Source organism: Arthrobacter crystallopoietes (assembly GCF_017603825.1).
Taxonomy (GTDB): domain Bacteria; phylum Actinomycetota; class Actinomycetes; order Actinomycetales; family Micrococcaceae; genus Crystallibacter; species Crystallibacter crystallopoietes_B.
This window is the reverse complement of sequence record NZ_CP072014.1, coordinates 1,773,284-1,795,696: the sequence shown is the minus strand read 5'-3', so window position 1 is coordinate 1,795,696 and position 22,413 is coordinate 1,773,284. Positions and strand designations below refer to the sequence as shown.

Annotated in this window: 23 protein-coding genes; 11 read left to right on the top strand and 12 right to left on the bottom strand. The window is 65.9% G+C overall.

Going from position 1 to position 22,413, the window contains the following annotated elements; translation table 11 throughout:
* Window positions 1-29 precede the first annotated feature (29 nt).
* Genes J5251_RS08280 through J5251_RS08270 form a run of 3 tightly spaced genes read left to right on the top strand, consistent with a single transcriptional unit; the run spans window position 30 to window position 3,726 of the window.
* Window positions 30-1,469: a cryptochrome/photolyase family protein gene (locus J5251_RS08280; protein ID WP_208575726.1), complete on the top strand. Its 1,440-nt coding sequence runs from the start codon at window positions 30-32 to the stop codon at window positions 1,467-1,469.
* On the top strand, window positions 1,469-2,215 hold the full coding sequence (locus tag J5251_RS08275; RefSeq protein ID WP_208575725.1) for a glycosyltransferase family A protein: 747 nt from the start codon (window positions 1,469-1,471) through the stop codon (window positions 2,213-2,215). Before J5251_RS08280 ends, J5251_RS08275 begins: the two co-directional genes overlap by 1 nt.
* On the top strand, window positions 2,212-3,726 hold the full coding sequence (locus J5251_RS08270) for an SDR family oxidoreductase (RefSeq protein ID WP_208575724.1): 1,515 nt from the start codon (window positions 2,212-2,214) through the stop codon (window positions 3,724-3,726). The genes J5251_RS08275 and J5251_RS08270 overlap by 4 nt, the downstream gene beginning before the upstream one ends.
* Here J5251_RS08270 and J5251_RS08265 read toward each other — a convergent pair.
* The 6 genes from J5251_RS08265 to J5251_RS08240 all read right to left on the bottom strand — a co-directional run bounded on the left by J5251_RS08265 (window position 3,669) and on the right by J5251_RS08240 (window position 8,960).
* Window positions 3,669-4,550: a prenyltransferase gene (locus J5251_RS08265; protein WP_208575723.1), complete on the bottom strand. Its 882-nt coding sequence runs from the start codon at window positions 4,548-4,550 to the stop codon at window positions 3,669-3,671. The two genes, J5251_RS08270 and J5251_RS08265, sit on opposite strands and share 58 nt — an antisense overlap.
* Entirely contained in the window at window positions 4,543-4,893 is a 351-nt protein-coding gene (locus J5251_RS08260) for a lycopene cyclase domain-containing protein (RefSeq protein ID WP_208575722.1), read from the bottom strand. Before J5251_RS08260 ends, J5251_RS08265 begins: the two co-directional genes overlap by 8 nt.
* Window positions 4,890-5,285: a lycopene cyclase domain-containing protein gene (locus J5251_RS08255; protein WP_208575721.1), complete on the bottom strand. Its 396-nt coding sequence runs from the start codon at window positions 5,283-5,285 to the stop codon at window positions 4,890-4,892. The genes J5251_RS08260 and J5251_RS08255 overlap by 4 nt, the downstream gene beginning before the upstream one ends.
* Complete coding sequence (crtI, locus tag J5251_RS08250) at window positions 5,282-6,865, bottom strand: phytoene desaturase family protein (RefSeq protein ID WP_432264422.1); 1,584 nt, start codon at window positions 6,863-6,865, stop codon at window positions 5,282-5,284. The genes J5251_RS08255 and crtI overlap by 4 nt, the downstream gene beginning before the upstream one ends.
* A gap of 74 nt (window positions 6,866-6,939) precedes the next feature.
* The gene (locus J5251_RS08245; RefSeq protein WP_244250849.1) at window positions 6,940-7,878 is read right to left on the bottom strand and encodes a phytoene/squalene synthase family protein; all 939 of its coding nucleotides are present in this window, start codon (window positions 7,876-7,878) and stop codon (window positions 6,940-6,942) included.
* On the bottom strand, window positions 7,875-8,960 hold the full coding sequence (locus J5251_RS08240) for a polyprenyl synthetase family protein (protein ID WP_244250847.1): 1,086 nt from the start codon (window positions 8,958-8,960) through the stop codon (window positions 7,875-7,877). Before J5251_RS08240 ends, J5251_RS08245 begins: the two co-directional genes overlap by 4 nt.
* A gap of 58 nt (window positions 8,961-9,018) precedes the next feature.
* Here J5251_RS08240 and idi point away from each other — a divergent pair, with 58 nt between their 5' ends.
* On the top strand, window positions 9,019-9,582 hold the full coding sequence (gene idi / locus J5251_RS08235; RefSeq protein ID WP_208575719.1) for an isopentenyl-diphosphate Delta-isomerase: 564 nt from the start codon (window positions 9,019-9,021) through the stop codon (window positions 9,580-9,582).
* Here idi and J5251_RS08230 read toward each other — a convergent pair.
* Window positions 9,534-10,175 (bottom strand): MarR family winged helix-turn-helix transcriptional regulator, encoded by a 642-nt coding sequence (locus tag J5251_RS08230; protein WP_244250846.1) that lies wholly within the window; start codon window positions 10,173-10,175, stop codon window positions 9,534-9,536. The genes idi and J5251_RS08230 overlap by 49 nt on opposite strands.
* 67 nt (window positions 10,176-10,242) lie before the next feature.
* Here J5251_RS08230 and J5251_RS08225 point away from each other — a divergent pair, with 67 nt between their 5' ends.
* Window positions 10,243-10,803 carry a DUF6328 family protein gene (locus J5251_RS08225; RefSeq protein ID WP_205676857.1) on the top strand — a complete coding sequence of 187 codons (561 nt, stop codon included), beginning with the start codon at window positions 10,243-10,245 and terminating at the stop codon, window positions 10,801-10,803.
* 94 nt (window positions 10,804-10,897) lie between these two features.
* Here the strand turns inward: J5251_RS08225 and J5251_RS08220 are convergent, their stop codons facing one another.
* On the bottom strand, window positions 10,898-11,185 hold the full coding sequence (locus tag J5251_RS08220; RefSeq protein ID WP_139006773.1) for a hypothetical protein: 288 nt from the start codon (window positions 11,183-11,185) through the stop codon (window positions 10,898-10,900).
* Window positions 11,186-11,273: 88 nt separating this feature from the next.
* On the opposite strand from J5251_RS08220, the gene J5251_RS08215 reads away from it, so the two are divergent.
* On the top strand, window positions 11,274-11,576 hold the full coding sequence (locus tag J5251_RS08215; RefSeq protein WP_208575718.1) for a hypothetical protein: 303 nt from the start codon (window positions 11,274-11,276) through the stop codon (window positions 11,574-11,576).
* 141 nt (window positions 11,577-11,717) lie between these two features.
* On the top strand, window positions 11,718-13,511 hold the full coding sequence (locus J5251_RS08210) for a DUF222 domain-containing protein (protein WP_208575717.1): 1,794 nt from the start codon (window positions 11,718-11,720) through the stop codon (window positions 13,509-13,511).
* A 17-nt stretch (window positions 13,512-13,528) separates the two neighbouring features.
* Here J5251_RS08210 and J5251_RS08205 read toward each other — a convergent pair whose 3' ends face one another.
* Window positions 13,529-14,932, bottom strand: a complete 1,404-nt coding sequence (locus J5251_RS08205; protein WP_139006770.1) for a sugar porter family MFS transporter — start codon at window positions 14,930-14,932, stop codon at window positions 13,529-13,531.
* A gap of 162 nt (window positions 14,933-15,094) precedes the next feature.
* On the opposite strand from J5251_RS08205, the gene J5251_RS08200 reads away from it, so the two are divergent.
* Entirely contained in the window at window positions 15,095-15,670 is a 576-nt protein-coding gene (locus tag J5251_RS08200) for a hemerythrin domain-containing protein (RefSeq protein ID WP_208575716.1), read from the top strand.
* Here the strand turns inward: J5251_RS08200 and J5251_RS08195 are convergent.
* The 3 genes from J5251_RS08195 to J5251_RS08185 all read right to left on the bottom strand — a co-directional run bounded on the left by J5251_RS08195 (window position 15,584) and on the right by J5251_RS08185 (window position 18,853).
* Complete coding sequence (locus J5251_RS08195) at window positions 15,584-16,444, bottom strand: DUF4386 domain-containing protein (protein WP_208575715.1); 861 nt, start codon at window positions 16,442-16,444, stop codon at window positions 15,584-15,586. The two genes, J5251_RS08200 and J5251_RS08195, sit on opposite strands and share 87 nt — an antisense overlap.
* A gap of 151 nt (window positions 16,445-16,595) precedes the next feature.
* Window positions 16,596-17,750: a fatty acid desaturase family protein gene (locus tag J5251_RS08190; RefSeq protein ID WP_208575714.1), complete on the bottom strand. Its 1,155-nt coding sequence runs from the start codon at window positions 17,748-17,750 to the stop codon at window positions 16,596-16,598.
* Window positions 17,751-17,761: 11 nt separating this feature from the next.
* On the bottom strand, window positions 17,762-18,853 hold the full coding sequence (locus J5251_RS08185) for a ferredoxin reductase (RefSeq protein ID WP_208575713.1): 1,092 nt from the start codon (window positions 18,851-18,853) through the stop codon (window positions 17,762-17,764).
* A 155-nt stretch (window positions 18,854-19,008) separates the two neighbouring features.
* Between J5251_RS08185 and J5251_RS08180 the strand changes: the two genes are divergently transcribed.
* The 3 genes from J5251_RS08180 (at window position 19,009) to J5251_RS08170 (ending at window position 22,407) form a co-directional block, all read left to right on the top strand.
* Window positions 19,009-20,352 carry an alpha-amylase family glycosyl hydrolase gene (locus J5251_RS08180; protein WP_208575712.1) on the top strand — a complete coding sequence of 448 codons (1,344 nt, stop codon included), beginning with the start codon at window positions 19,009-19,011 and terminating at the stop codon, window positions 20,350-20,352.
* A gap of 199 nt (window positions 20,353-20,551) precedes the next feature.
* Window positions 20,552-21,259, top strand: a complete 708-nt coding sequence (locus tag J5251_RS08175; protein ID WP_346764142.1) for a GAF and ANTAR domain-containing protein — start codon at window positions 20,552-20,554, stop codon at window positions 21,257-21,259.
* Window positions 21,260-21,333: 74 nt separating this feature from the next.
* A complete protein-coding gene (locus J5251_RS08170; protein WP_139006763.1) occupies window positions 21,334-22,407 on the top strand; it encodes an alkene reductase in 1,074 nt (357 codons plus the stop codon).
* Window positions 22,408-22,413: the final 6 nt, after the last annotated feature.

Below are 22,413 nucleotides of genomic sequence, written 5' to 3'. Positions count from 1 at the left end.
GGGGACGGGACCTCCGGAAGGGACTTCCCATGACGACGTCGTTGGTCTGGTTCCGCGACGATCTGCGCGTGCGGGACAATCCGGCGCTGCTGGCTGCCGTGGCGGACTCGCCTGCAGCGGCGCTGTACGTGCTGGACGAGGAGAGCTCGGGCATCCGGCCGCTTGGCGGTGCGGGCCGCTGGTGGCTGCACTGTGCGCTGGAGGACCTGCGCCTCGAGCTGGACAAGCTCGGCGTTCCGCTGCTGCTGCGCCGGGGGCCGGCCGCCGGGATCGTGCGCGATGTGGCGGAGGAGCTGGATGCCGGAGCCGTCTATTGGAACCGGCGCTACGGCGGCCCTGAGCGCCAGGTCGACGCCGAGGTCAAGCAGAAGTCCGGGGAGGCCGGCCTCCCCGCGGAGAGCTTCCAAGCCTCGCTGCTACACGAACCGTGGCGGATCCGCACCGGTCAAGGCAACCCGTACAAGGTTTTCACGCCGTTCTGGAAGACGGTTTCCGAGCTGGACTTCCGCAAGCCGCTCGATGCGCCGGAGCCCGGACAGCGCTTCCGCGGTCGCCTGCCGGAGTCCGAGGACCTGGACAGCTGGGAGCTGTTGCCTCGACGGCCCGATTGGGCGGGCGGCCTGCGTGAGACGTGGACTCCGGGAGCGGCGGCCGGCCACGAGCTGCTGGAGGACTTCACCGACGGAGTGCTGGCCGACTACCCGCAGGGCCGCGACCGCCCCGCCACCGGAGGCACCAGCCGGCTCTCCCCCTACCTGCGCTGGGGCCACCTCAGCCCGTTCCAAATTTGGCACGCCGTCGCGGCCCGCCGGAACGCGTCGAACGGCGAGGCAATCCGCACCTACGTCGGCGAACTGGGCTGGCGGGAGTTCTGCTGGCACCAGCTCTACCACCAGCCGCTGCTGGCGGAGCGGAACCTGCGTCCGGAATTCGACGCCTTCCCCTGGCAGCGGCCTGGGCAGGGCAAGCGGGACAACGACGGCGGCACCTCACCTTCCAGCCCGAACCAGGACGACGGCGGTGCCTCACCTGCCGCCCGGGTCCGCGCCTGGCAGCGCGGCAGGACCGGGGTTCCGCTCGTCGACGCCGGCCAGCGCGAGCTGTGGACCACCGGCTGGATGCACAACCGGGTCCGGATGGTCTCGGCCAGCTTCCTCGTTAAGAACCTGGGCATCGACTGGCGGGTCGGCGAGCAGTGGTTCTGGGACACACTGGTGGATGCCGACCCGGCGAACAACCCGGCGAGCTGGCAGTGGGTGGCAGGTTCGGGCGCGGACGCGGCACCGTTCTTCAGGATTTTCAACCCGCTGACCCAGCAGGCCAAGTTCGATCCGGACGCCCGCTATGTCTCCCGCTGGGTGCCGGAATACGCCGGCCCGGACTACCCGGAGCCGATTGTTGACGTGAAGGAATCACGGCAGTCGGCCCTTGAGGCGTACCAGGCACTGCGCCAGAACAAGGCCGGCTGATGGGCTCCGGCATCTCCGTGGTGATTCCCTGCCTTGACGACGCGGGTCCGCTGGAAGCGTGCCTGCGCTCGCTCGCCGGCCAATTGGACCCGCCGGATGAAATCATCGTGGTGGATAACGGCTGCACGGATAACAGCGCCGAGGTCGCCGCCCGTTTCGGTGCCCGGGTCATTGTGGAACCGGCACCGGGTATCCCGGCCGCAGCGTCGGCCGGCTACGATGCGGCCATCGGTGACGTCATTGCCCGGTGCGACGCCGACTCGGTCCTCCCGGCGGACTGGCTCCGGCGTATTGCGGTGGCGTTCGCCGATGACCCGGACCTTGCCGCACTGACCGGAAGCGGCACCTTCGCACTCCCCCGGCCCGCCGCCGTCGTACTTTCCTTCCTTTATTTGCGCGCCTATTATCTGGCCGCCGGCGCGGCACTGGCCCACTGGCCGCTGTTCGGTTCCAACATGGCATTGCGCAGATCGTGCTGGTTGGAAGTCCGCGACCAGGTCCACCGGCGGGATCCGGACCTCCACGACGATCTGTGCCTGAGTTTCCACCTTGGGCCGCTGCGCAGGATCCGTTTCGACCGGCAGCTGACGTCGGGCATGTCCCCGCGGGCCATTGCCAGCGTGTCCAGCCTGAGGCTGCGGTTCCGGCGGGCCCGGCATACCCTGTCCGTACACTGGGCAGATCAAGCGCCCGCCCAACGTTGGCAGGCACGCCTGGCCGCGACACGAAGGAGACGCTCCGCATGAAGCAACAGGTACTGGTAACCGGCGCAACCGGCTATATCGGCGGGCGGCTGGTCCCGCGGCTGCTCGACGCGGGCTACCAAGTCCGCGTGCTGGTGCGCTCTCCCGCGAAGCTCAAGGCCGTCCCGTGGCATGACCAGGTGGAGATCGTCGAAGGTGACCTCGGCGATGCGGCCACCGTGGCGCGGGCGTGCGACGGCGTGCAGACGTTCTTCTATCTGGTCCATTCCATGGGCTCCGGTGAGGGCTTCGAGCGCAAGGAACTCGAGATGGCCCGGACGGTTGCCGAGGCAGCCGCCCGCGCCCACGTCCAGCGGATCGTTTACCTGGGTGGGCTGCACCCGGAGGGCGTGGAACTCTCCCGGCACATGCGCTCGCGCACCGCCGTCGGACGGGTGCTGCTGGAAGGCGACGTGCCCGCGGTGGTGTTCCAGGCCGGCGTCGTTATTGGTTCCGGTTCCGCCTCCTTCGAGATGATCCGCCACCTCACCGAAAACCTGCCCGTCATGCCGGCGCCGAGCTGGGTGCGGCGGAAAATAGAGCCGATCGCCATCCGCGATGTGCTGCACTATCTGGTGCACGCGCCGCAGCTGCCGGCAGGGCTGAACCGCACCTTCGACATCGGTTCGCGCGAGGTGCTGACCTATGCGGGCATCATGTACGGCTACGCGCATCAGGCGGGGCTGGCGCAGCGGCGGGTCTACTCGCTGCCCATCCCGGCGCCGAAGCTGGCCGGCTGGTGGGTGGCGCTGACCACGCCGATCCCGCACTCCATGGCCGTGCCGCTGGTGGAATCCCTCCAGCACGACGCCGTCGCCGCTGAGCACGACATCGACGACTACATTCCAACGCCCGACGGCGGGCTGACCGACTACCGCTCGGCCCTTCAGCTGGCGCTGGGCAAGATGGCCAGCGGCGAGGTGGAGACCAGCTGGACCAACGCCTCGCAGGCCCCGCCCTCGGATCCGCTGCCCAGCGATCCCGAGTGGGCCGGGCAGACGGTCTTCGTGGACGAGCGCACGCGCAGCACCGACGTGGCGCCGGAGCACGTGTGGCGGGTGATCGAAGGCATCGGCGGGGCCAACGGCTGGTACTCCTGGCCCGCCGCCTGGGCAATCCGCGGCGTGCTGGACAAACTGGTGGGCGGCGCCGGGCACAACCGCGGGCGGCGGCATGCCGACCGGCTGGTCGTGGGCGATGCCGTGGACTGGTGGCGGGTGGAAGCCATCGAGGACTCTCCCGCGGGCAAGGTGCTGCGGCTGCGCGCGGAAATGCGGGTGCCGGGCGAGGCCTGGCTGGAACTCTCCGCGCTGGCCGATGGCGGCGCCGCCGGTATCGGCACCACCTACCGCCAGCGCGCCATCTATTTCCCACGCGGCCTGTCCGGCAAGCTCTACTGGTGGCTGGTGCTCCCGTTCCATGGGCTGATTTTTCCGTCCATGGCGCGCAAGATCATTCAGCGGGCCGCGGCGTACCAGAGCAGCAGCATGGTCACCAGGAATCCGGTCACGTAGTTCAGCCAGAGGAAACGCTTCCAGCCGGCATTGCTGCGTTCGGCGTCGTTGTCCTGAAGTGATCTGAACGCCCAGATGTTGGCGAGGTACGGCACGGCCAGCAACGCCCCGAGCATGCCCGGCCAGCCGGTGAAGAGCATCAGCAGCCCGGCAAGCGCGTAGGCGGCGAGCGCGTACTTAACCGTCGCCGCGGCCCCGAGCACCGTGCCCACCGACCCGACGCCGCCCTGCCGGTCCGCGATGATGTCCTGCACAGCACCGAAGGCCTGGCTCGCCATCCCCCATAGGAAGAATGCGCCCAACAGCGCCCAGAGTCCACCGGTAAAGTCCGCGCCCGCCAGCACCAGCCCGAACAGTGCCGGACTGACAAAATGGAAACTGGAGGTCATAGAGTCCACGAACGGGCGCTCCTTGAACCGCAGCCCGGGCGCACTGTAGGCCACCACGGCGAACAGGCTCAGCGCCAGCACCAGCGCGGACAGCCAGGTCCCGATCGCCAGCAGGTACAGCACGAACGGCAGCGGCAGCAGCAACGCGGCCCGCAGCGTGATCCGGTGCAGCGACCTGTCCAGCACCGCGCCCTCGGCCCCGCCCTTGCGCGGGTTGAGCACATCGGATTCGTAGTCGAAGACATCGTTGATGCCATACATCATCAGGTTGTACGGGATCAGGAAGAACAGCGTGCCCAGCACCAGCGGCAGGTCCGGCGTCTGGGCGGTGAGCAGGTAGGCCGCAGCGAACGGATAGGCCGTGTTGACCCACGAGACCGGCCGCGAGGACACAAACAGATTGCGCAGCACGGAGGCCGGCTTGAGGTCATTCATCGTGCGCTCCCTTCCCTCCCGGCAGCAGAATCCACACCGCCGGCAGCAGCACGGCCGCGGCCAGCACGTAGGCGAAGTCCTCCAGCGGCGCGAGCCCGATCCGCCACCCGGATGTATGCTCCGCACTGTACTCGAACAGCCCGACGGCGATCATCAGGTTATCGAACACCGCCGTCAGCACGCACAGCACCAGAAAACCAAGCACGACGGCGGCAATCACCTTCCGCGGCCGTCCCGCCGGAAGCCCGCTCACCGCCTGCCGGCGTCGGTGGACCAGCGCCGCCACGAGAGCCATAGCCGCGGCGAGGGCCAGGAAGCCGAGGTTGAGCAGCAGGTATGTCATCGGGAGCCTGCCTTTTCGCCATGCGTTTTCCGCTGTGTTCCACCACGCCGGACCGCTTGCTCCACCGGCAGGAACGTGCCGGTCCGGAGCTTCCGGCTGAACAACAGGAACAGGTTCATGGTCAGGTAGCACAGGAACAGCAGGAAGACTCCTTCCTCCAGCGGCAATTCGGGCGCCAGCAGGACGCCGGACATGATCTGCGTTTGTCCCCGGTAGAAGATGCCCAGCGCGATCCCGCTCAGATCCCAGGTCAGAAAAAACACGAGTCCGGCAAGCAGCACCAACCCGGCCCGCAGCGGGGCAACCCGCACGAACAATTTGAGCCGCCAGTCCAGGATGACCATGCCTGCCAGCGAGAACAGCAACGCGCCCAGGTAGATGAAGCCGGTCAAATCACGGCTCCGGACCCCGCGCCGATGGAAGGCAGCAGCGGTTCGGCCAGCGCCGTCGTCGTAATATCGCCACGGACGCGCTTGAGCAGGATTTCCGCGCTGATCAGGCACATGGGCAGTCCGATGCCGGGGATGGTGGTGCCGCCGGCATAGTAAAGGCCATCCACCTTGCGGCTTTTGTTGCGGCCGCGCAGGAAGGCGCTTTGCTTGAGCACGTGCGCCGGGCCCAGCACGCCGCCGCGCCAGGAGTTGTAGTCGCGCGCGAAGTCCGCCGGGCCCACGGTGCGGCGGAGGCGGATGCGACCGGCGAGGTTGTCGATTCCGGCCCACGCGGCGAGCTGCTCGATAACGGCGTCCGCGATGGCCTCGATCCGTTCGTCGCCCGCACCGTTGATCCCGCCGGCCCCGAGGCCGGGATCTGGCGGTACCGGGACGAGGATGAACAGGTTCTCGTGGCCTGCCGGCGCCACCAGCGGATCGGTGGTGCTGGGCTTGCAGACGTAGATCGACGCCGGCTCCGGCACCTTTGTCTGCTTGCCGAAGATCGCCTCGAAGTTGGTGTCCCAGTCCTTGGTGAAGAGCAGCGAGTGGTGTTCGAGCTGCGGCAGCTTCCCTTCCACGCCGAGCATGACCAGCACGGCCCCGGGGCCGGCGACGCGTCGGCGCCAGTACTGTTCGGGGTAGGTCTGCAGCGCGCTGGGCAGGAGCTGTGTTTCAGTGTGGTGCAGGTCGGCTGCGGAAACCACGGCGTCCGTAGCCAAGGTATGAGTTGCCCCGTGCCGGTCCCGGTAGCGGATGCCGAAGGCCCGCGGCTTTCCGCCCGGACGGCTTTCGGTCAGGACGGCGGTCACCTCGGCGCCCGTCAGGATGCTCGCTCCCGCGGCTTCGGCCAGTTGGTGGACCGCCTCGATGATGCGGCCGAAACCGCCCTGCGGGTAGAGCACGCCGTCGTCCAGGTCCAGATGGCTCATCAGGTGGTACATGCTTGGCGTCAGCTTCGGCGCCGACCCGAGGAACACTGCGGGATAACCCAGAATCTGGCGGAGCCGCTCGTCCTGCACATACCGGCCGGCGAACCTATCCAGTGGTTCCAGCAGCAGCCGGGCCAGCTTGGGCCCGCCGCGCAGTACTTCGCGGGTCAGCAGCGGCTTGAAGGAGACGAAGGAGGTGTAGAGGAAGTACTTTTTCGCCAGCTCGTAGGTCTCCTGGGCGGAGTCCAGGTAGGCACCGAGCTTCCTGCCCGCTCCCGGCTCGAGCTGCTCGAACGTCTTCTCGTTCAGGCCGCGGTCCTGCCGCATGTCCACGGCCTGGTCGTGGCCTTCGAAGAACACCCGGTAGCCGGGATCCAGCACGCTCAGGTCCAGCTGTTCGGCGGACGAGGTGCCGAGCAACCGGAAAAAATGGTCGAAGACTTCCGGCATCAGGTACCAGGAAGGTCCGGTGTCGAAGCGGTAGCCGTCCTGTTCCCACGTGCCGGCCCTGCCGCCCACGTCGGGCTGCTTTTCGAGGACGGTAACCCGGTATCCGTCTCGGGCCAGCAATGCTGCCGAAGCCAGACCTGCCAGTCCGGCGCCGATCACCGTGATCCTGCTGCCTTCAGGTACCTCCCGCCCGGACTGCCGCCGCGGCCGGGTCGGTTTCCGTGATCCGGCGCTCACCGGCTGCTCCTGTGCAGCGCGGCAAGCAAGGGCACCCGCCGCAGCCTCCAGGTGCCGGACACAGCCGGCTGCTGCCCGATCCAGGCGGCGGCCACCAGCCGCAGCTTGACCGCGTCCGGCACACGCACGCGCCGCGACAGCAGTTCCCGGGCGGGGACGGCGCGCAGCCGTTTGGCCAGCTCGGCGAACAAAGCGTGCACCGCCGCAACGGCGGTCCGGCTGCCGGCGGGCAGTTCAGGAATGACCGCAGCAGCAGCGGCCAGGTCAGCCTCGATGTCGCCCAGCAAAGCATCCTTCTGGGCGTCGCTGAACTCGCCGACGGTGACGCCGGGAAAGTAACTCCGGCCCAGATCCTGGTAATCATCAGAGAGATCGCGCAGGAAATTCACCTTCTGGAACGCCGCGCCCAAGCGGCGGGCACCGCCGTCGAGCCTGGCCAAATGCCCGGCATCAACGGGGCTGCCGAGCAGGAAGGCCCGCACGCACATCAGCCCCACTACCTCGGCCGAGCCGTACACGTACGCGTCGAAACTGTCGCGGGTGTGTCCGGTCTGCTCCAGGTCCGCGCGCATGGAAGCGAAGAACGGGCGGATCAGCTCCGTCCCGATACCTACCTCACGGGCAGTGATCGAGAAGGCATGGACCACCAGGTTGGAGCTGTAGCAACCGGTCAGGGCGTCCAGGGTTTCCTGCTCGAGCTTGTCCAAACAGCTGCGGATGGCTTCCGGTGCGGAACCGGATCCCGCGCAGGCCCCGTCGACGCATTCATCGGCAATCCGGACGAGCGCGTATATGTTTTCCACATGGCGGCGGACGGGCTTTTCCAGCAGCCGCGTGGCCAGGGAGAATGAGGTGGAATAGCGCCGGATAACGACGGCGGCGGCCTCCTGAGCAACGGATGCGTACAGTCCCGCCTGCGCCTGGTTATCCATCATCGTCTCCTTTGGACGGCACGGTTGAGGACGCCGTCGAGCGCAGTCAGCAGCTGTGGCGGCAGCTGTGAATCTTCCAGGGCGGCCCGGGCACGGGCGGTGTAGCACTCAATCAGGTCCTCGACGTAGGCTCGTGCTCCGCAGCTCTCCAGCACCCGTCGGACCTTATCCGCCTGCTCGGGGGTGCGGATCCCCTGGTCCAGCACAGCCGCGATCCGGGGCCATTCAGGCGTGTTCCGGGCGTAGACCATCAGCGGCGTCGACTTGGCCTCCGCCAGATCACCCGAGGCGGTCTTGCCGGTGACGGATTCGTCGCCGAAGGTCCCCAGCAGATCATCCACGAGCTGATAGGCGGTACCCATGAACCGGCCGGCCGTGCCGATGGTCTCCACGGCCAGCAAGTCGGCGCCGGCCAGGATGGCCCCGGTGCGCAGCGGTGCTTCGAACGAGTACACAGCGGTCTTCAGCCGCGACATCGTCATCACCTGCGGCAGCGTGGGAGCCAGCGGCGCGCCGGCAAACTCCACGTCCAGCAGCTCACCGCCAGCGGAAGCGAAGACTGCGGCATCCAACTCTTCCAGCAGCCGCAGCCGCAGCTCGCCGCCAAGCTCCGTGCCGGCAATCAGCTTGTAGGCCCCGGTCAAGGCAAGGTCGCCGGCGATGATCGCTACGGACTGGCCGCGGTGTTCTGCCTGATCCATGGGAAACCCCTGGCGGACGGCACGTTCGCGGAATTCACCGGCAAGGTTCTTCACACCGCGGCGCTTGAAGTCGCGGTCGATTACGTCGTCGTGCAGGATCAACGCGGTGTGCAGGAGTTCGAACGCCGCTGCTACCGGTGCCACGGCGTCAAAATCGGTGCCACCCAGGCCGCTGTAGGCGGTGAACACCAGCTCCGGCCGCAGCCGCTTGCCGCCCTGCGTGCCGCGGCGCAACACGTCCCACAATTCGCCATAAGCTACTCCCATGGCTCCGGCTTGGCGCCGCGCCCCGTCGAAATACTGTTCCAGCACACGCTCAGTGCGATCGTGGTGCTGTTCAGTGCGGGAGGCAGGCGCCGCCTGGCGTTCCATCGGGATCGTCATAGGGAATAGTAAACATGATTATCTCTCGGTAATCGAGAAACATGGCAGGATTGATTTTATGAACAGCGTCCATCCCAGCGACTCGAGCATTGAGAATGTTGTCCTGGTGGACAACGACGGCGCCGCCATCGGCACCGCGGACAAGGCCAAGGTCCATACCGCGGCCACGCCACTGCACCTGGCTTTCTCCTGCCACCTCTTCAATCAGGACGGGCAAATCCTGGTGACCAGGCGGGCGCTGTCAAAACTGACGTGGCCGGGCGTGTGGACCAACTCCTTCTGCGGCCATCCCGCCCCGGGCGAAACCACGGAGGAAGCCGTTATCCGGCGCGCCCCACAGGAACTGGGGATCGCAGTTTCCGGGCTGCGGCCGGTCCTGCCCGACTTCCGTTACCGCGCGCTGGACGCCTCCGGCGTGGTGGAGAACGAAATCTGCCCCGTCTACACAGCGGTATTGGAAACCGATCCACAGCCCGCACCGGCAGAGGTTTGCGAGTGGCGCTGGACAGATCCTGCTGCCCTGGTCCGCGCCGTGGACGCTGCGCCATGGGCTTTCAGCCCCTGGCTGGTGCTTCAGCTGCCGTTGCTTGCCGCCGCCGAACCGGCGCTGTTCCGCTCCTGACCCGCGGCTTGTTCGCGGGCGCGGATCATCGCGTCCCGCAGCTCGGCCATGAACGTGGAGAGCAGCTCAACTTCGGCGGCCGAATGCCGGGAAACTACCTTGATGAGTTCTTCGACCATCGGCGAGAAGATCTCGGCCCCGGTGGTGCGGGCGCTCTCGGTGATTTCCAGCTGTACCTGCCGGCGGTCGGTCTCGCTGCGCGCGCGGACCATATGCCCCACCTTGCCCAGCCTGTCCACCAGTGCCGTTGTCGCGGCGGAGCTCAATGACAGTTTTGCACCCAGGACGCCCGGCGTGATCGTCCGGCCCTCCCGCTGCGCGTCGATCACCGTAGTCAGGGCATTCAGGTCCGTCCGGTGCATGCCGTAACGGCGGCCCATCGTATCGATGTAGCGGTCAGTCTCCGTGGTGAAGCTCTGCAACAGCAGCATGAGCTCCCGGCCGGGGTAGTCGGCGCCGGGAGGCACCTGCCCTGCCTTGAACTCGGCCACAGGCTGCACAGGCTTCCCGGCCTTCCCGGCGGCGGTCGGTTCCCCGGCGGAGGCTGCGGCGCCTGCAGGCACGGACGAACCCTCGGAATCAGAACTTGGCATAACGCCAATGGTAAACCTCGCTGGAACTTAGCCTCCCGCCGTCGTACTTTGGCGGTAAGTTTGAAAGATGGCTACGGACGATCAGGTGTACGAAGATTCGGTGGGCCGCCGGGAGACGTTCGAGGAGAAGCTCGACCGCAACTGGAACGATCTGCTGCAGGAGCTGCGCGTCATGCAGACCGGCGCGCAGATCATCACGGCTTTCCTCATGACCCTGCCGTTCCAGGCCCGATTCGAGGACCTGGCCCCTTACCAGGTTGGCCTCTACGTTGCGTTGCTGACGTTCACCGGCCTGCTGACCTGCCTGATCCTCACACCCGTAGCCATCCACCGCAAGCTTTTCGGCCTGCATGTGAAGGATTCCACCGTGGCGCACGGGCACCGGATCGTGAAGATGGCCGTGCTCGGGATCGGACTGATGGCCACCGGCTGCGTCGCCTTCATTCTCGATGTCGTGGCGGGCGACCAGGTGGCGATTTACGTGGGCGGCGGCGTTCTGCTGGTCATGCTCGCGCTGCTGTGGGTGATCCCGGCCTTGCTCAAACGCGCGGTGAACCCCGACGAGGCGAAGCACCAGTACGGCGACAAGAACAACGACGCCGGCATGAACAGCGACGCCATCGAGTAACCTTTGCGTTCGGGCCGGCGAGCCCTGCCGGCTGCTGCAGCTGTCTCTGTTGGCAGCGCCGCTCAGCCCCTGTTGCCGATGTTCGCAGCGCCGGTTAGCGCTGTTCCCCGCCAGCCTCGGTGTCCCGCTCCCTGTCCGGTTCCAGCACCGGCGCAGTTTCCCGCTCCCTGTCCGGCTCCATGATCAGGACTATCGCGTCGTGCGGCACGGCAACCGTTTCGGGGATGCCGTCCAGGTGGATATCCACGACATCCCTAGTCTGACGGACGATGAAGCCGGACAGCGTTCCGGCGTGGACGTCATGGTTGAAGCCGACGATACTCACGGCGCGGCCGAGGTCGGCGAGCCTCAGGTCTGCGGCCAGGCGTCTGACGGTTCCCATATCGGGTCCTTTGGAAAGTTTCCGTTAGATAGGGGCAGTCTATGCTCCAGATAGGCTAGAGGACATCGCCCCAGGCTAAGGAGATTTCATGAGTTCCCTGCTAACCCCGCTGGTCACGAGCGCCGGATTGATCGGCGGCTTCCAAACCGCCCGCGCCACCAAGAACCGTCCGCTCGGCGGCGCCGTGCTCGCCGCCGCAGGTGCGGCTGCCTTCGCGATGTGGAAGCGCGACGCCGGCACCGGCACTGCCGCTGCTTTGACCGGCGTATATCTGGCTGCGTTTGGCGCCTCCCACCCGCTGGCGAAGAAGATGGGCGCCTGGCCCGCCGTCTACACGGTCACGGCCGGTACTGCGGTAGCCTCGCTGGTGTTCGGTCGCCGCCGGGCCTGACCGGGCCCGGAACAGCGGCCCGGCCGGCCGGCCGCCTTCACGCGCGGCCGGGCCCCGCGCTTCCTTCCTACACAAGCCACTTGTCCTCCACATTGCCCCTTTTTTCGTGCTATTCGAAGGCGTGTTCTATAACGTGGAGGTATGGCAATCGCACCGTTCGAAGCGCATCAGGAGCCCGCGGGCTTCCTCGCTTCGGTGCACGTTGCCCTCCACGATTTTTCGGCCATGTTCCAGCAGGACTGCCTCCTGCAGTCCCCCAAGGAACTCGCCGCCACCGTTGCCGGCATTGAAGAGATCTCCAAAGCGGTCGAGCAACTGCAGGTCATCGGCGCCCACGCCGTCGAGCAGCAGAACATCGCCCAGGTCGGTGAAACGGACCAGCGCATCCCCTGGGGCGACCCGGTGCAGGGACTCGGCGCGGACGGAAAACCGAAAAAGCCCGAACACAAGGATGCCGCCGAATACCTTCGCCAGAAACTCAAGATCAGCCGCGGTGAAGCCAAACGCAGGCTCCGCGTAGGTTCCAGCACCATGCCTTCGACCCTGATGACCGGAGAACAGGCACCGCCGAAGCTCGAACGTCTTGGCGCAGCACTGACCTCGTCAAAAATCAGCGGTCAAGCCGCAACCCTCATCCGCGACGCGATGGAACGCGTCCGCCCGCTGGCATCCGCCACAGACCTGGCCGCCATGGAAAACCAGCTGACCATGCAGGCCTCCGAATCAGACATCGACGGCCTGCGCGAAATCATCAAACGCTGGGAAGCAATACTCGACCCCGACGGACTCGAACCCACCGATGAAATCCTGCGCGCGAAACAGGGCGTGTTCCACCGCGGCAAACGCCAAGGCCTCCACCGACTGGAAATCGCCGCCACACCGGAACAATACGAATACCTCGTTACCGTCATGAACACAGCAACCAACCCGCGCGTCAAAAGCACCTTCGCACCGGAAGACGGCACACCGGCCCCCACAGCAGCCGGCGGCACGCAAGCTCCCGCCGCCCCCGACACGGCCCGGGAAACGCCGGAACAGGAATGGCAAGGACCAACACGTCCGCAGAAACTCCTGCAAGGCCTCGTCGGCGCCTGCCAGATCGCCCTCTCCACGGACAAACTCCCCTCCAGCGGCGGCCACCGCCCCCAGGTCATGATCAACCTGGACTACAAAGACCTGGTCGACCAGATCGGAGCCTCCGGCCACGCGGTCTTCGGCGGACTGATCAGCCCCAACACCGTCCGCAAAATAGCCTGCGATGCCGACCTCATCCCCCTGGTCCTCGGCGGCAAAGGCGAAATCCTCGACATCGGCCGCGCCCAACGGCTGTTCACCCCCGCCCAGCGCCGCGCACTCGTAGCCCGGGACAAAGGATGCGCCTTCCCCGACTGCACCATGCCCGCACCCTGGACCGAAGCACACCACATCAAGTTCTGGGACAAGCACAACGGCTGCACCTCAGTCCACAACGGCGTCCTTCTCTGCAGCTACCACCACCACCTGCTGCACGACGAAAACTGGAAAATCGAACTCCGCGACGGAATCCCGTGGTTCATCCCGCCCCGCTACATAGATCCAGATCAAAAACCCCGCCGCAACCGATACCGATTCGCCGGCACACCCCTGCCCGGATCCCGCGCCCAAACCCCGGCTGCCGAGAACGGGACCACCACGGAACCCCCACCACGACCGGCGGATCCCTCACTGACGCCAAGGCCCGGTCCCCCGGGCCAAAAGGTAGAGACCCCGTTGCCGCTGAAGGAACCTGAAACCGCTATGGCCAAGGGTCGACCCAAGTCACCCAAAAGGTGCACCGCGTCAAATGTGCCGCAGGAGTCAACGCTGTCCAAACAGGCACTGATCGGAGAGCGAAAGGATGATTGGAACCGGCCGTTCGATGAATGGCCGCTGCAGCCGAACGAGCCACCGTGGTGACCATGCATGGGGCGAAACTACATAGCCTCGAGTTCCTTGCCTTTGGTTTCAGGCACGAACTTCCAGACGAATACCAGGGACAACAGCGCGAAGAACGCATACAGTCCGTACGCCAGAGTCAGGTCGATATCTGCGAGGAACGGGAAGGTGGTGGTGATGGCGAAGTTGGCCAACCACTGTGCGGCCGCGGCGACGGAGAGCGCCACGGCACGGATCCTGTTGGGGAACATCTCCCCCAGCAAGACCCAGACCACCGGACCCCAGGTGGCGCCGAAAGAGACCACAAACAGGTTGGCCGCGATCAGCGCCACCACACCCCACGGCTGCGGCAATGTGACGTCTTCACCGGTCCCGACGGCCTGGCTGAAACACAGAGCCATCACGCCAAGCGACAGCAACATGCCGATAGAGCCAGCCACCAGCAGCGGCTTGCGCCCCACCTTGTCCACCAGCATGATGGCCACCACCGTCACCACGATGTTGGTCACCGAGGTAATGACAGTAATGCTGAAGGAGTCAGACTCGTTGAAGCCCACGGATCTCCACAGGCTCGTGGAGTAGTAGAAGATCACGTTGATGCCAACGAACTGCTGGAAGACGGAAAGGAAGATGCCAACCCACACGATCGGCAGCAGCCAGCCCTTGCCGCCCATCAGGTCTTTGAGTCCCTGCCGTTCCTCGCTGTAGATGGTTTCTCGGATGGCCTGAATCTTGTCCTGCACCGCCTGTTTGCCATTAAGGCCAACGACGTCGCGCAGTACCTTGGCGGCGCCCACCAGTTCGTTTTTGGCGACCAAATAGCGAGGCGACTCGGGCACCTGCAGGGCCAGCAGTCCGTACAGCACGGCGGGGACGGTTTCCGCCAGGAACATCCAGCGCCAGGCCTCCAGCCCGAACCACATTGGTTCCCCGGCCCCACCGGCCACGGCCGCCAGGAACGCGTCAGTCAGCAGCGCCACAAAGATGCCGAGCACGATGGCCAACTGCTGCAGCGAGCCGAGCCGCCCGCGGCTGTGCGCGGGCGAGACCTCTGCAATATAGGCCGGGGCGAGAACCGATGCCATGCCGACACCGATGCCGCCGATGAAGCGCCAGATAATCAGGTCGGTCACGCCGACGGCGAGGCCGGAGCCGACGGCCGAGACCGTAAAGAGGACCGAAGCCACCAGCATCGCCCGAACCCGGCCCTGGCGGTCGGCGAGCGGGCCGGAGAGCCAGGCCCCGGTCATGGCTCCAAGCAGTGCGCAGGAGACGGTGAAGCCGAGCAGTACACTGCCCAGTCCGAACTGCTGCTGCACCGCGTCGACGGCGCCGTTGATCACGGCGCTATCGAAGCCGAACAGGAAGCCGCCGAGCGCCGCAACGATGGCGACCATGACGACTTTGAGCGGAGTCTTTTCGTGGACCAAGGGCTTCTGCATGGAACTCACCCTACTGTTCAGTAAGCTTATCGTCGCCTTTGGAACGTGGATTCGCACGCGAACACCCATATTAGGCCAGGGCATAGATCTTGCTTCTGGGCGGTGGTACGTTGGCGGTTCCTGCGAACGCACGGGAACACGGACCCAAAGGAGGGACGTCTCATGACCGAGCCCGGTAGTGGTGGAACACGCGTGGATGTCGTCGATATCCTCACGACCGACCATCAGGAGATGGTCTCGCTGATAGCGCAGATCGAGAGCACATCCGATCCCGGCCAGCGCCGGGATCTGGCTGACACCGTGATCGCGGAGGTGATGCGTCATGCTGTCGCCGAGGAGATGTTCGTCTACCCGGCGGTAGAAGAACACGTGCCGAACGGCACCAAAGAGGTCGAGCACGATAAGAACGAACACGACGAGATAGTCCGGCTGATGAAGCAGGTTGAAGACGTCGACGCCGCCGATCCGGAATTCATGGAACTAATCCGCGAGCTGGAGGCGAAGTTGCGCCACCATGCGAAGGACGAGGAGTCCGAGCAATTCCCCCAGCTACGCGCCCATATCCCTGCCGAGAAACTCGTCGATCTCGGTGAAAAGGTGGAAAACGCCAAGAAACTGGCCCCGACCCGGCCGCACCCCCATGCGCCGCACTCAGAGCTGTTCCACAGGACCATCGGCCCCGGTGTAGGCATGGTTGACCGGCTCCGGGACAAGCTCACGGGACGGCACACCGGCTGATTGCAGCCGTGCTTGCTGCTGGATTGGAGCCGGCGGCGTCGTTCGCTTGAGCAGGAGGACGGCGCCGAGGGCGGCAATCCACAGTCCCCACGTTGAGCTGCCTATCAGCCCTGCGAGATCCCAGACAGGGAAACCGGGCACGGCGGTGGCCAGGATGTCACCCTGGTTGAGCAGATAAAGGACACTGGTGACGAGGCCGGCGGCACCTAGCCAGCGCGGCAGGATGCGGCTGCGCAGAATGACCGTGCTGAGTGCAATCGTCCAACCGATAACCAGCAGTTGCCCCAGGTGCTCGCCCAGCAGCGCACCACCGAACTGGTGCTGGGCAGTCCAGGCGGCGTCCACCGCGGTCCTGGCGGCGGCGTCGCCCGAGACGTAGGCCTCGGCCAGATGCGGCACGACGAAGACCCAGCGCAGAAATCCGATCAGAGATAGCACCACGGATGTGGCGCCAATATAAGTGGCAGCTCGCAATACGGGATCCTCGCGCCGGCCCAGGGCGGAAGGCAGCAGCAGGATCGGCACGGCAAGGATGCCGTAGGTCCATGCGGTCGCAAACCAGGTCCAGACCAAGCCGGTGCCGCCGTCAGCAAAAGCAGGAAGCACTACGGCGGCCGGCTCGCGCAGAATATCGGGCCAATCGAACATCGCCGATAAGACGGTGGCCGCCCCGGCGAATGTCAGGGCGCTGATGACGAACAACCCGCCGGTCGCCCGGCGGATGCCACCGCCGGATTCCCTACCTGTTCGTGGGCCCGTACCGGTGGACTCCATGATGCGCCACACTTCCCCAGCGCAACCGACCGCTGCAGGACCCTATTTGCTGCAGCTTGTAGCGCTGCTCAAACAGTGTTCCCGCCGGGGAGGAATGTCAAGGCGGTGGGGCGCGTCAAGAAAACGCGGAGCCGTTGTCAGGAAGCTTATGTCAGGAAGCCGGCGCGGCTTTGTCCGGGAGCGCGTACTTGAAGACCTTCGCCCAGGAGGATCCGACCTGCTTGAACAAGGGGCCGGAGTTGTAGGGCAATCCGTAGCGGCGGCAGATGTCGCGTACTTTCGGGGCCACTTCGATGTAGCGGTTGGAGGGCAGGTCGGGGAACAGGTGATGTTCGATCTGGTGGGACAGGTTTCCGGTCATCAGGTGCATGAATTTGGAACCGGAGATGTTCGCCGATCCGATCATCTGGCGCACATACCAGTCGCCGCGGGTTTCGCCGTCGACCATTTCCTCGGTGAAGGTATCCGCGCCGTCAGGAAAGTGGCCGCAGAATATGACCGCATGCGCCCAGACGTTGCGGACGGCGTTGGCTGCCAGGGTTCCCCAGAGTGCCTGCTTGCCGGAGCCGGTGACCATGGCCACGATCGGCGTTGCGGCGTAGTCCTTGGTGAACTGGCGCAGGGCCTTGCGGCCCATGGCCTTGAGGTCTTTGACGAGAGCGGCCTTGGACTTCGTGCCTTCGCGGTAATCCACCAGCTCCAGGTCGTAGATGGCGATCCCCCATTCGAACACGGGCGCCAAGATCGCGTTCCACAGCGGGTTGCCCAGGTTGAAGGGCCGCCATGGCTGGTCCGGGGACATGCGCAGCAGGTTGTAGCCGACGTCCTTGTCCTTGCCGATGACGTTGGTCCAGCGGTGGTGCAGGTCGTTGTGGGTGTGCTGCCAGGATCGGGCAGGGGTGACGAAGTCCCACTCCCAGGTGGTGGAGTGGATGTCCGGATCGCGCATCCAGTCCCACTGGCCGTGGAGCACGTTGTGGCCGATCTCCATGTTCTCCAGGATCTTCGCGAAGCTCAGGAGGGTGGTGCCGGTGACCCACGCGGCCTTGTTGCGCCCGGCCAGGAGTGCTCCGCGGCCGGCGATCTCGAGTCCGCGCTGGGCCTTGATCACCCGCCGGATGTAGGCGGCATCCGACGCACCGCGCTCGGCGATGACTTCGTCTCGGATGGCGTCCAGTTCCCGGCCGAGTTCGGCAACCTGCTCATCCGAGAGGTGGGCGGCCGCGGGCGGGCGGACCAGCGGATGGCCCGACGCGGCGAGCCCACCGGTTCTGCGGGCTGTGGCCGTAGTGGAAACGGTTTCCATAATTTTCCTCCTTAGAGATCCAGGTTGACGGGTCCGGCGGCTGCCGTAATGCATGTCTGGATGAGTTGGCCGGGTTCGCCGAGGACTTCCCCGGTGCGCAGGTCACGGACTTGTCCGGCGCGTAGTGGTGCGAGGCAGCTTTGGCAGATCCCCATCCGGCAGCCACTGGGCATCAGGATACCTGCGTCTTCGCCGACGTCGAGCAGCGGAGTGTTTCCGTCCGCCTCGATTTCGCGGTCGGACGCCTCGAAGGTGACCAGACCGCCGTCGTGCCCTTCTCCCCCGGCAAGGCCGGTACTGAAGCGTTCAATGGTCAGGGCGCCGGTCCCCCCGGGAACGGCTGGGACGCCGGTTTTGGACGCAGCCGCTTCGCGTGCCCAGAGCGCTTCGGCCTCGTCGAGGAAGCCTTCGGGGCCGCAGGCGTAGGCGGCGCGTTCCCGCCAGTCCGGGCAGAGCCGGTCCAGCTCCGCGGGCGAGCTGAAATCGAACCGCCCGTATTCCTCGGTGAACCAGTGGAGGACGTGCAGGCGCGGGAACTGGTCGGCCAGCTCATGCAGTTCTTCCCCGAAGATGCTGTCCTGCGGGGTCCGGACGGAGTGGATGAGCACTACGTCCGCGTCCGGGCGGGCCGGCACCAGCGTGCGGATCATGGACATGACCGGGGTGATGCCGCTGCCTGCGGTGAGCATCAGCAGGGGCCGGGGCTGCTCGGGCAGGACGAAGTCACCCTGCGGCGCGGCCAGGAACAGCACGTCGCCGGGTTTGACCTTGCGCACCAGAGCACCGGAGACCGCCCCGATGTCCGTCACGGTGATGGCCGGGTCCTCACCGGCGGCAGTGCTCAGCGAATAGGAACGCCAGTGGCGCACGCCGTCGAGTTCTACCCCGATGCGCGCCCACTGGCCTGCCTGATGGGCTTTCCAGCCGGGGCCGGGGCGGAAATAAATGGTGGCTGACCCGGGTGTCTCCGGTACCACCCGGGTCACTACGCCGCGCATCTGGCGGGCGGAGAACACCGGATTGAACAGGGACAGAATATCTTCGGGAGCCAACGGGGTTGTCAGAACGGACGCGGCCTGCGCCAGCTGCCGGAGCCGGATCATGCCGTCGCCCTTATGACGGATTGAGCCATAATTCTCCTCGCGGGACCTACGATCGTACTCCTGAAACTACCGTGTGGAAAGAACTTTCGGGAGTCTTTGTGTCCAATTGGTGACACAATACCGGCAGTAGCATCGTTCAGCGGAAAGAGGCATCCATGGCCGGGCCGGCTTGGGTCGAAAACGCCATATGGTGGCAGGTCTACCCGTTGGGGTTCGTCGGGGCGGAACGGGACGCTCCTACGACGGGCAGCGAGGTGCAGCACCGGTTGCCGCGGCTGACGGCGTGGCTGGACTACGCAGTGGAGCTGGGCGCTTCCGGAATTGCGCTCGGACCGGTTTTTGCTGCCGAAACCCACGGCTACGACACCACCGACTACTTTCGCATCGATCCCCGCCTCGGGGACGAAGCCGACTTCGAGGACTTCATTGCCGCGGCCCATTCGCGCGGGCTGCGGGTCCTGCTGGACGGCGTCTTCAACCATGTGGGCCGCGGCTTTGACCGGTTCCAAGAGGTCCTCCGGGAGGGGCCGGAAGCGCCGTCGTCGTCCTGGTTCAAGCTTTCCTGGCCCGAGGGGCCATGGAGCCGGGGCGCCGGACCGGCCTACGAGGACTTCGAGGGGCACCACCACTTGGTAGCCCTGAACCACACGGAACCGCAGGTGCGCGATTTCGTCGTCGAGGTGATGAAGTACTGGCTGGCCCGCGGCGCGGATGGCTGGCGGCTGGATGCGGCGTACGCGGTTCCGCCGTCGTTCTGGGCACCGGTGCTGGACGCGGTCCGCGCCGACTATCCGGACGCGTACTTCGTCGGCGAGTTCATCCACGGGGACTACGCCGCCGCAGTGGCGGAAGGAAGGCTTGACTCGGTGACCCAGTACGAGCTGTGGAAGGCCGTCTGGAGCTCGCTCAACGATGTCAACCTCTACGAACTGTCCGCCGCGCTGGAGCGGCACAACGGCTTCCTCGAGTCCTTCGCGCCGCTGACCTTCGTGGGCAACCATGACGTCACCCGGCTGGCCAGCCGGCTGGACAACACCATGCTGCTGCCCCACGCCGTCGTTATTTTCCTGACACTGGGAGGCACGCCTTCCATCTATGCCGGCGATGAGCAGGCGTTCCGCGGGGTGAAGGAGGACCGTGCCGGCGGGGACGACGCCGTCCGGCCGCCCTTTCCGGACAGTCCGGCGGAGCTCAGCAGCCTGGGCGCGGACATTTGCCGGCTGCACCAGGAGCTGATCGGCGTCCGGCGCCGGCATCCCTGGCTGCACCGGGCGCGGACCCGGGTTCTGGCCCTGGCCAACGAACACCTTGTGTATGAAGCGGCAGCCGACGGGAGCTGCATTACCGTTGCGCTCAACCTCGCCGACAGTCCGGTGAGTGTCGATGCGCCTGCGGGCAGCCGCGCCGTTCTGGCCAGCGGCGGCGACGTTCAGGTGGGCGGTGACGGACTGGAGCTGGGCCCCTTCGCCTGGTCCATCCTCGGCAGCGACGTCGGCTAAGCGCATGTGTCCGGCATTACTCCCGCCACGGGGCAGTATGCTGCCGGAAGTGTTGCCGTTGGCCTATACTTTTTCGGTACGGTTCAGCAGCGGGCCGTTTTTGGATTGCTCTTCGACGGGCTGGACGCCCGCGCAGTGCATGAGTGAAACGGCGCCAACGTTCTTGAGCACTGAGTCCACCGCTAAAACGGATACCCATTTGAGCCAGCATCTCCAGGAGCTGGTTCTCAACAGCACCGACGTCGGGGAATTCCTGGACGGGCTGGCACGCTTGTCTTCCTCCAGCCTCTCCACCCCGGGCGACGAGGTCCTCACAGGCATTACCCTGCTCAGGCACAAGAGGTCCGCCACCGTGGCCAGCAGCAGTGAAGACGCGCAGGCCATGGACGAGATCCAGTACGCCTTCGGCGACGGTCCCTGCATGACCGCCTCGCGCGACCAGGTCAATGTCCTCGTTTCCGATCTGCAGACGGAAGAGCGGTGGCCGCAATATGCGACGGCGGTACTCCAGCATGGTGTGCGGTCCATCCTTGCCGTACCGTTCCACCTTCAGGAAGACACCAAGGCCGCCCTGAACCTCTACTCCCACCGGCCCGGACGCTTCGATGCGAAGTCCATTGAGCTGGTCGAGCAGTTCGTGCGGCAGACCTCGCTCGGCCTGATGCTGGCGGTCCGCCTCGCCCACCTCGCCGAAACCGCCGACAATCTGAAGGCAGCGCTGGTCTCCCGGACAGACATCGACGTCGCCGTGGGCATCATTATGGCGCAGAACCGGTGCAGCCAGGAATCCGCCGTCGAGATCCTGAAGACCGCGTCCAGCACGCGGAACATCAAGCTGCGCGAGGTCGCGGCGGGAATCGTAAACTCGCTGGAGCAAGGGCCGGCGAAGACCTTCTACGAGGATTAGGCGGCCGGGGCGGAATAACTTTTCGGCCCGTTTGGTTGCCTCCTGCGGAAGTAATACTGAGAAGAAGGACTTTTGTGAGCCTGTTTACCCCGCTGTCCGTCGGCGCCCTTGACCTCTCCAACCGCCTCATTATGGCGCCGCTGACCCGGATGCGCTCCGGCGTGGACGGCGTTCCGGGACCGCTGGTTGTCGAGCACTACCGGCAGCGCGCTTCGCTGGGCCTGATCGTCACCGAAGGCACCTACCCCAGCTACGCCGGACAGGGCTTCCAGCGCCAGCCGGGTCTGGTCACGCCGGAACAGATCGACGGCTGGCGGGCTGTCGCGGACGCGGTCCATAACGACGGCGGACGGATCGTCGCCCAGGTCATGCACGCCGGCCGCGTCACGCACGAGGCAACCACCGGCGGCCACGAAGTTGTTGCGCCCAGCGCCATTGCCATCGACGGCGAGACCCACACCTATGACGGCAAAAAGCCGTTCCCCGTGCCCCGAGCCCTGGACACCGATGAGCTGCCGGGCATCATCGACGAGTTCGTGCTGGCGTCGCGGAACGCCGTGGAAGCGGATCTGGACGGGGTGGAACTGCACTCTGCCAACGGCTACCTGCTGCACGAGTTCCTCGCCCCGAGCTCAAACCAGCGCACCGACCAGTACGGCGGATCGCCGGAGAACCGCGCACGGTTCGTCATCGAGGTTGCCGCAGCCGTTGCCGCCGAGATCGGCGCGGACCGGGTTGGGATCCGTATCTCCCCCGAACACAATGTCCAGGGCGCCCTGGAGCTGGATACCGAAGAGACCCGGGCAACCTATGCCGCGCTGATGGACGGCCTTGCACCGCTGGGCCTGGCCTACCTCAGCATCCTGCACAAAGAGCCGGGCGGTGCACTGGTCCAGGAACTGCGCGCGCGCTTCGGCGGTCCGGTGTTGCTCAACAACGGCTTCGGCGTCATTACCACCCGCGAAGAAGCACTCGCCATCCTCGACGACGGACTGGCCGACGGCGTTGTGGTGGGCCGCCCGGCCATCGCGAATCCGGATCTTGTCCGGCGCTGGCAGGAAAACCTCCCGCTGAACGATCCGGACTCGAAGACCTTCTACACCGACGGCGCCCCCGGCTACACCGATTACCCGTACCTGGCGAACTAGGCCGCT